Source organism: Streptomyces sp. NPDC057654, from assembly GCF_042800135.1.
In the GTDB taxonomy this organism is placed as follows: Bacteria; Actinomycetota; Actinomycetes; order Streptomycetales; family Streptomycetaceae; genus Streptomyces.
The window spans coordinates 1-2,218 of record NZ_JBHVHQ010001137.1 but is presented as its reverse complement, the minus strand read 5'-3'; the positions used below and the strand labels follow the sequence as shown (position 1 = coordinate 2,218).

At 74.8% G+C, this 2,218-nt stretch carries 1 protein-coding gene; it reads right to left on the bottom strand.

Annotated elements, in window-relative coordinates; genetic code table 11:
• Nucleotides 1-2,218, bottom strand: a 2,218-nt coding sequence (locus ACFU99_RS41325; RefSeq protein ID WP_384403258.1) for a type I polyketide synthase, incomplete at both ends; no start/stop codon positions are given.

Here is a 2,218-nt window from a genome sequence, read left to right as displayed (position 1 = left end):
GGGCGTCGAGGTCCTCGCGTTCGACGGCGTCCCAGAATCCGCTGTCGAGCGCGGGCGCGCCGCCCGCGTCCCCGGGGGCGGACCCGGGGGCGGACGCGGCGGCGGTGGCCGTGAACCAGTACTGCTGCTGCTGGAACGCGTAGGTGGGCAGCGGCCGCACGCGAGCGCCGGTGCCCGCGAAGACCGCCTCCCAGTCCACTGCCGCGCCGAGGACGTGCAGATGAGCGAGGGAGGCGAGGAATTTACTTGTCCCGCCCTCGTCCTGACGTAGCGTCACGACCACGCCGCCGCCCGCTCCGGCGGACTCGACGGCCTCCTGGAGCCAGACCGCGAGGGCCGGGTGGGCGCTGCACTCGACGAAGACGCCGTGCCCGTCGGCGAGCAGCGCGTCCACGGTCCGCGCGAACTCCACGGGCTGCCGCAGATTGCGGTACCAGTACTCGGCGTCCATCGTCGCGGTGTCGAGCAGCCCGCCGGTGACCGTGGAATAGAACGGCACGTGGGAGGGGCGCGGGCGGACGTCGGCGAGGATGGTCAGCAGCTCCTCGCGGATCTCGTCGACCTGCACGGAGTGGCCGGCGAAGTCCACGCCGGGGATCGGCCAGCACAGGACGCCGTCGGCGGAGAGCGCGTCCTGAAGTTCGGCGAGAGCCGCCGGGTCGCCGGAGACCGTCGCGGAGGTCGGCCCGTTGACGGCGGCGACGCCGAGGACGCCGTCCCAGGCGGTCAGCCGCTCGCGGACGCGTTCGGCGGGGAGCGGCACGAACAGCATGCCGCCGCGCCCGGTCAGCGCGCGGAGCGCCTTGCTGCGCAGCGCGACGATCCTCGCCGCGTCGGCCAGGGAGAGGGCGCCCGCGACGCAGGCGGCGGCGATCTCGCCCTGCGAGTGGCCGATGACGGCGTCGGGCACGACTCCGTACGAGCTCCACAGGTCGGCCAGCGACACCATGACGGCGAACAGCACCGGCTGCACGACGTCCACCCGGTCCAGCGGCGGCGCGCCCGGCGCGTCCTGGAGGACGTCCATCAGCGACCAGTCGAGGTGCGGGGCGAGGGCCAGTTCGCAGGCGGCGATCCGCTCGGCGAACACCGGTGCTTGATCGAGCAGTTCGCGTGCCATGCCGGCCCATTGCGAGCCCTGGCCGGGGAAGACGAACACCGTCCGGTCGGACCGGGCCGCCGTACCGGTGACCACGCGGGGGTCGCGTTCGCCGGCCGCGAGGGCGGCGAGCCCGCCCAGCAGCGCCGCGCGGTCGCTCCCTACGACGGCCGCGCGGTGCTCGAAGGCGGTCCTGGTGGTGGCGAGGGAGTATCCGGCGTCGGGTGCGGAGATCACCGGATGATCCGTCAGGTGGGCGTGGAGGCGGATGGCTTGGGCCGCGAGTGCTTCGGGGGTGCGGCCGGAGAGGACCCAGGGGACGGCGGCGCCCGTCGCCTCACGGTTCGGCGCGACGGACTCCGGCTCCGGCTCCGGCTCCGGCTCCGGCTCCGGCTCCGGCTGCTCCACGATGATGTGCGCGTTGGTGCCGCTGAGGCCGAAGGAGGAGACCCCGGCCCGGCGGGGTCGGCCGGCCTCCGGCCAGGGGGCGGCCTCGGTGAGCAGCGAGACGGAGCCCGCGCTCCAGTCGACGTTGGGAGTCGGCTCGTCGATGTGCAGGGTGCGGGGCAGCACGTCGTGCCGCATCGCGAGGACCATCTTCATGATGCCCGCGACCCCGGCGGCGGCCTGGCTGTGGCCGATGTTCGACTTCAGCGATCCGAGCAGCAACGGCCGCTCGGTGGACCGGTCCTGACCGTACGTCGCCAGCAGCGCGTCCGCCTCGATGGGGTCGCCGAGCCGGGTGCCGGTGCCGTGCGCCTCGACGGCGTCCACGTCGGCGGCGGACAGGCCGGCGTCGGCCAGCGCCCCGCGGATGACGCGCTGCTGCGCCAGTCCGCTGGGCGCGGTCAGGCCGTTGCTGGCCCCGTCCTGGTTGACGGCGGAGCCGCGCACCAGCGCCAGTACCGGGTGACCGTTCCGGCGCGCGTCCGAGAGCCGCTCCAGGACCAGCAGGCCGACGCCCTCCGCCATGCCGAAGCCGTCCGCCGAGGCGGCGAAGGACTTGCAGCGGCCGTCCTCGGCGAGGCCGCGCTGGCGGCTGAACCCGGTGAACGACAGGGGGGTGCCGATGACGGTCGCGCCGCCCGCCAGGGCCAGCGTGCACTCGCCCGCGCGAAG